Source organism: Candidatus Thiodiazotropha sp. AKIB8 (genome assembly GCF_058244675.1).
The window spans coordinates 1-5625 of sequence record NZ_JBSYOO010000025.1 but is presented as its reverse complement, the minus strand read 5'-3'; the positions used below and the strand labels follow the sequence as shown (position 1 = coordinate 5625).

The 5625-nt window shown below is 52.4% G+C and carries 6 protein-coding genes; 1 reads left to right on the top strand and 5 read right to left on the bottom strand.

Annotation, left to right across the window (positions count from 1 at the left end):
• Positions 1-171: 171 nt before the first annotated feature.
• Both AC4IFB_RS04665 and AC4IFB_RS04660 read right to left on the bottom strand, forming a co-directional pair.
• Positions 172-1287: a glycosyltransferase gene (locus AC4IFB_RS04665; RefSeq protein WP_490779513.1), complete on the bottom strand. Its 1116-nt coding sequence runs from the start codon at positions 1285-1287 to the stop codon at positions 172-174.
• Positions 1284-2411: a glycosyltransferase gene (locus tag AC4IFB_RS04660; protein WP_490779512.1), complete on the bottom strand. Its 1128-nt coding sequence runs from the start codon at positions 2409-2411 to the stop codon at positions 1284-1286. Before AC4IFB_RS04660 ends, AC4IFB_RS04665 begins: the two co-directional genes overlap by 4 nt.
• A gap of 327 nt (positions 2412-2738) precedes the next feature.
• Between AC4IFB_RS04660 and AC4IFB_RS04655 the strand changes: the two genes are divergently transcribed.
• A complete protein-coding gene (locus AC4IFB_RS04655; protein ID WP_490779511.1) occupies positions 2739-3254 on the top strand; it encodes an REP-associated tyrosine transposase in 516 nt (171 codons plus the stop codon).
• A 140-nt stretch (positions 3255-3394) separates the two neighbouring features.
• Here AC4IFB_RS04655 and AC4IFB_RS04650 read toward each other — a convergent pair whose 3' ends face one another.
• The 3 genes from AC4IFB_RS04650 to AC4IFB_RS04640 all read right to left on the bottom strand — a co-directional run bounded on the left by AC4IFB_RS04650 (position 3395) and on the right by AC4IFB_RS04640 (position 5261).
• Positions 3395-4216 (bottom strand): SDR family oxidoreductase, encoded by an 822-nt coding sequence (locus AC4IFB_RS04650; protein WP_490779510.1) that lies wholly within the window; start codon positions 4214-4216, stop codon positions 3395-3397.
• Positions 4217-4312: 96 nt separating this feature from the next.
• A complete protein-coding gene (locus AC4IFB_RS04645; RefSeq protein ID WP_490779509.1) occupies positions 4313-4897 on the bottom strand; it encodes a tetratricopeptide repeat protein in 585 nt (194 codons plus the stop codon).
• Positions 4898-5120: 223 nt separating this feature from the next.
• Positions 5121-5261 (bottom strand): hypothetical protein, encoded by a 141-nt coding sequence (locus AC4IFB_RS04640; protein WP_490779508.1) that lies wholly within the window; start codon positions 5259-5261, stop codon positions 5121-5123.
• Positions 5262-5625: the final 364 nt, after the last annotated feature.

Sequence of the window (5625 nt, the reverse complement as noted above, 5' to 3'; positions counted from 1 at the left end):
CTTACCAAGGGGTGCAACGCCGCAATCGCGGCTTGAGTGGCTTCCCGCAGGGCGAGGCAGGTGATTTAAACGCAAACTGAGATTGGCCTTGTCTAAATATAGGGTTTATATGACGCACCACACTAGGCCGGGAACCAGGCGTAGGGTGCCGGCCCTGCCGCACCAAACCAGCTACGGCTCGACCAACCCCATCGCCCGGAGATAACTGGCGACGCTGTTCTCCAGCGTATAGGGGGCAGCAACGGCTTTCAGTTGCTCTGGCGGAAGCGGGTTATCCAACTGCCTGGCCATGGCTTCAGCCAGACCAGCCACATCCCCAATCTCCGCTAATGGTTCTCCCTCTAGTTCACCCAACAGCTCTTCCGTACCACTCGGACAGTTGGTGGCGGCCACTGGCGTTCCTGCCGCCAGCGCTTCGACCAATACCACAGCCAGTCCCTCCCACAAGGAGGAGAGCACAAACAGACCAGCCTCTCTCATATAGGGATAGGGTGTGTCCACAAAACCGGGCAGTGATACCCGCGTTTCGAGATTCAGCCGTTTGACCTCAGCTTCCAGGCGCGCTCTGGCGCGCCCCTCTCCAAGGATCATCAGACGACAATCATATCGATCTCTAAGCAGGGCAAAAGCCTGGATCAGTGTGGTGAAATCCTTACGCCGGCACAGCTCCCCGACACCAAGGATCACTTTCGGCTCACCCGGGCGGAACCAGGGGTGGTCTACAGGCTCTTGCAAACGTTGGTAAAACCCTGGGGTGATGATCGGACTTGGAACTACGGCAATGCGCTCCCGATCAAATCCGATGTAGTCAGCAAAATCATCAGCCGCGCCTGCAGAAGGGACAAGCAGGGTGCCAGCAAGTTTGTAGAGATAGCGCATTGAGTTACGCTGTATGAAGCGATCCGAGCGACTGCGACTCGCCAGATTTTTGCTCACTGTGGTGCCGATACGTAGAGCCGTTCTGGCACCACTTCCGCTGAGGGTATTGGCTAACAGTGCAGTTCGATTGACCCTGTCCTTATCGGATAGCAAAACATCGGGACGATATCTTCTCAAGTAACCGATCAGTTCAGGCAGAGCAGTCAGGACATGCCTGGTTTTAAACTCGATCACCCGAAGATTATCTGCCAGTGGCAGACTTAGGCTGGGCCCATGATTTTGGATCTTCAACAGATCGACCTGATACCCGGCAGCCGCCATCCCAGGCAGCAGATTCTTCATCAGCCGGTCCACACCGCTGTGACCGGAAGTCGCCAGAAAACAGGCAATGCGTGGAGGATTACTCAAAGCTTCAGACCAAACGCAGCCAGATAGCTTCTGGCACTTCTTTCAAGTGTGTACTCACTCACTGCCGACTTTAGTTTTTCCGGGTCTTGGGGTTGCCGAAGGATATTTAGCATCGCCTCTGCCAATGCGTCCACATCCCCCACCGGCACCAAAGGCAGCACCTCTCCTCCACGGGTGACTTCAAACGGTCCTGAGGGGCAATTTGTACTCACCGATGGCGTACCCAGAGCCATCGCCTCAGTTAAGACATTGGGTGACCCTTCCCACAGAGAGGAGAGAACAAACAACCCGGCATGCTTCAGATAGACATAGGGGTTATCAACAAATCCAAGTAGACGAAAATCGTCACTCACACCAGACTCATGTGCTAATTTTTTCAGTTGCGCCTCCTTGTTGCCCTGACCAAGAATCATCAGACGACAAGGCTGCTGCTGCCTCACCTGAGCAAAGGCACGCAACAAGGTGGGGAAGTCTTTCTGTCGGCGCAATCCTCCAATACCGAGTATCACTGGAGGCTGATCGGGGGCCAGCCAGGGATCGGGTATCTCAGCTTGGGACTGCTCATAGAGTTCAGGTGTAATGGTGGGGTTCTTAATGACAGTGATACGCACCTCTGGCACCTTACTGAGCTGCATCACTTCATCGGCAACACCTTGGGATACTGCAACAATCCCATCCGCCTGATTGAACAGTTTCACCAGATTACGGGTTTTCAACCAGCGGCGAAGCCAACCCATACCTCGGGCCTTCATCCTCGATATCAGGGCAGTACCTGGTCTCAGATAGAAGCGGGTCTTTCCCTTATGATGCTGTTTGGCCTGCAGGGCAATCTCGTCATCCATAATCTTTGCTGAAACCACAATATCGGGATCGTTCTGCTGTAGGTAGTCGAGCAGTTTCGGCAGTGCTTCACTCTGTTTCGCCACAGGAAACTTAATCACTCGAACCGTATCAGGTAACAGATGCAGATAGGGTGCATTACTGCTTTTGATAATGAAATCGACTCTTACTCCGATCAATGCCAAACCCCTGGCAATATTGACCATCATGCGCTCCACGCCACCATCTCCGAACTTCAGAATAAACAGACAAACGTGGGGAACAGGGTTTTGTGATTCAGTCATATGCGGTTGGCTTCCAGATAGTGCCATTCTCGAAAAGCGGTTGAACAGGATGGAACTACCCTTTCAATATCGATGCATAATAACACCTTACAAACATGGGCACAGCGTCAGGGGGGTGGGATTCTATCGACCTGTTGATTCTTCTATTTACATAGGGAGCGAATGCGGTCTATGAGTCTATTCGATAGCCATGACTTTGGACATGGTGCGGCAGGCCGCACCCTACAGGGTTCTAATCAGTCGTAGGGTGCGGCCTGCCGCACCGGATGGACCGTTAGTGGGCTGTGCTAAAATAACAACCTCTATCCGTTGCCAAGGAATGGCGATATGTCGAACTACAAACGCTATCCTGTTGCGGGTGGTATCTATTTCTTTACCGTCGTCACTTTCAATCGTCGGCCCTTGTTTGCTGATCCTTTGGCGCGCCAATGTTTGCGTAATGCGATATTGGAAACAGGTCAGAAAATGCCTTTTACCACTCTTGGATTTTGTCTGTTACCTGATCACCTGCATTGCATCTGGAGCTTACCTGAAGGGGACTCGGATTTTTCACTACGATGGAATCGGGTGAAAGGCAAATTCTCAAAGCGCTACTTGGCTGCTGGCGGTATCGATGGTGGTGCATGTCTATCCAGGCGCAAACGTGGCGAGGTTGCAATTTGGCAACGGCGGTTTTGGGAGCATTCGATCCGTGATGAGTCGGATCTCACACGTCATCTTGATTATCTTCATTACAACCCGGTTAAGCATGGGTTGGTCGGGGGGGTTGGGGATTGGCCTTGGTCAACATTCCATCGATTCGTTAGTGACGGGACTTATCCGGTGGATTGGTGTGGCATCTGAGCACTGCCTGCGAGTTTCCTCTGTTACTCTGGCTTGGACATGGTGCGGCAGGCCGCACCCTACGAGGGTTCATATCGACGGCACTCTACGGGATTCAAATCGGTTGTGGGTGCGGCCTGCCGCACCGGGTTTCTGTCAATTCATTTCTCGGAATGGGTTGGCTTCATATGTTTCTGCATCTCTGCCGCCATAACGCTCAATCCACCCAATGACCAGCCCCCATCCACCGGCAGTACTGCACCAGTGATATAGGATGCCATCGGTGAAGCCAGAAACAGCGCCATATTGGCTATATCCTCAGCTCTGCCCAAACGTTTCAGGGGCACAGAATCAACAATCATCCGTTTCGCCTCCTCGGTTGGCGCCAGACGTTTCATTCCCTCGGTATCTGCAATCGGACCTGGTACGATCGAGTTTACCCTGACGCCCGCCTCACCCCACTCCATTGCCAACACCCGCGTCACCATATCAACCCCCGCCTTGGCAGCACAGACATGTACCTGCATCGGCATCGGAATAAAGGCCTGGGGCGCAGAGATATTGATCACAGCGGCACCGGGTTTATTGAGATAGGCAAAAGCGCTACGCACTACATGGTAGGTACCCAGCAGATCGATATCGACAACCGCAGAGAAACCGTTTGGGGACATATCAAGAGCAGATGCGGGGAAGTTGCCGGCTGCACCGGAGACTAAAATATCGATGCCACCAAAGGCATCGTTGATTTCAGACATTACTTTTTCTATCGCTGACAGCTCCCTTACATCAGCACAGCGTCCAATGACTTCCCCGCCTCTTTTCGACAGCAGTTCGAGAGCACTCTCCATCTTTTTTCGGGAACGACCGACAACAGCAACAGCTGCACCCTGTGCGGCAAACGCGTCAGCAATACCAAGATTGATGCCACTGGTACCACCGACAACAAGCACTGAGCGTCCGCTGAAATCCATTCGCTGATTCATATCCAAATCCTAAGGAACCCCTGTGGTGTTGGTGGCTGGTGAACCTTAACCAAGAACCTCTGATCAATTTCTGAATCAATCAGAGGTTCAGTGACTTTATAACTCACCAAGCATGCGCTTTGCCTCCACGCCGACACTGTTATCCGCGCCTAACTCAATCGCCTTGTTGAGTGCATCAGCTGCGCCTTGCTTGTCGCCAGTCTGTGCCAGCACAAAACCCAGGGTAAGCTGTATGCGCTGGAATTGAGGGTTTTTCTGCACGCCTGCCATCAGGACAGTAACCGCCTGATCAGATTGTCCGGTATAGAGCAGAGCCAAGCCTAAATCGTTATAGGATTCAACATCGTCTGGATTGATCGTTATGGCACGCTCATAGAGGTCGATAGCCTGCTGGTAGTTTTTCTCTGCGAAGTAGTTGTCTGCCAGGCGAGCGATCAGTGCGGGATCGTCCTGACTGAGATCTTCGGCAGCTGGCGCGAGCCCGAGTTTACCAGGTGTTATGTTTGCACCCATCGGATTGGGCTTTGGGTGCGGTGCGGTGACACCGTTATTGCCAGATGCAGCTACTGCCGCAGCCGGTTTTTGTTCATAGTAGCTACGGGTTACGGCGTAGACCATCAAGCCATAGGTGATCTGAGCTATGACAATGACCACCCAGGTCAGAGCGCTAAATTTTGGCATATTAGTCAATATCTTAGTTGCAGGTGAAAAATCTTGGCGAGTCAAATTATCAGACCCGGTAGAGCTTGTTGTTTGAGTCCATTCTAGTCCGGGATATATATTCAAGCCAGTTTTTGGAGTGACTTAGAGTGCCGCTTGGCCTGCTTATATGTCAATAAAGATATCCCTAAGCTTTGTGCTCCATATCATTTTTTGCCGCTGAAAATTCACCAGTTAAAATCGGCTAGATCGAACAGCAAGGTAGCCTGGATGAAGCGAAGCGGAATCCGGGAAGATTGGTGCGCTGTTCTCCCGGATTCCGTTGCACTTCATCCAGGCTACAGGTTGCCGTATTCAACGAGGAAGTGACTCGCCGGGGGGGCATCGGAATATCTCCCGAAACAAATTCACCTGTAGGGTGCGGCCCTGCCGCACCATGCCCAACCAAAACCAAACCACCCGACGCGCCGGTGTAGAGACGCTGCTGGCAATAAACAAACTATCTGGGATTTTTTGAGAATTCTCACCCTGATGGTGCGGCAGGGCCGCACCCTACGATTCACCATTGCCATAGCCTCAAAAAAATCATCAAGATCTAAAAGCAAGGTAGCCTGGATGGAGTGAAGCGGAATCCGGGATGATTGGAGCACTGTTCTCCCGGATTCCGTTGCACTTCATCCAGGCTACGGGCTGCCCTATTCAACGAGGAAGTGACTCGCTGGGGGGCATCGGGATTTCTCCCGAAACAA

Coding starts and splice junctions, on each gene's coding strand:
- AC4IFB_RS04640 (WP_490779508.1), bottom strand. CDS start 5,261: ATGCCCCCCCGGCGAGTCACTTCCTCGTTGAATACGGCAACCTGTAGC.
- AC4IFB_RS04660 (WP_490779512.1), bottom strand. CDS start 2,411: ATGACTGAATCACAAAACCCTGTTCCCCACGTTTGTCTGTTTATTCTG.
- AC4IFB_RS04655 (WP_490779511.1), top strand. CDS start 2,739: ATGTCGAACTACAAACGCTATCCTGTTGCGGGTGGTATCTATTTCTTT.
- AC4IFB_RS04650 (WP_490779510.1), bottom strand. CDS start 4,216: ATGAATCAGCGAATGGATTTCAGCGGACGCTCAGTGCTTGTTGTCGGT.
- AC4IFB_RS04645 (WP_490779509.1), bottom strand. CDS start 4,897: ATGCCAAAATTTAGCGCTCTGACCTGGGTGGTCATTGTCATAGCTCAG.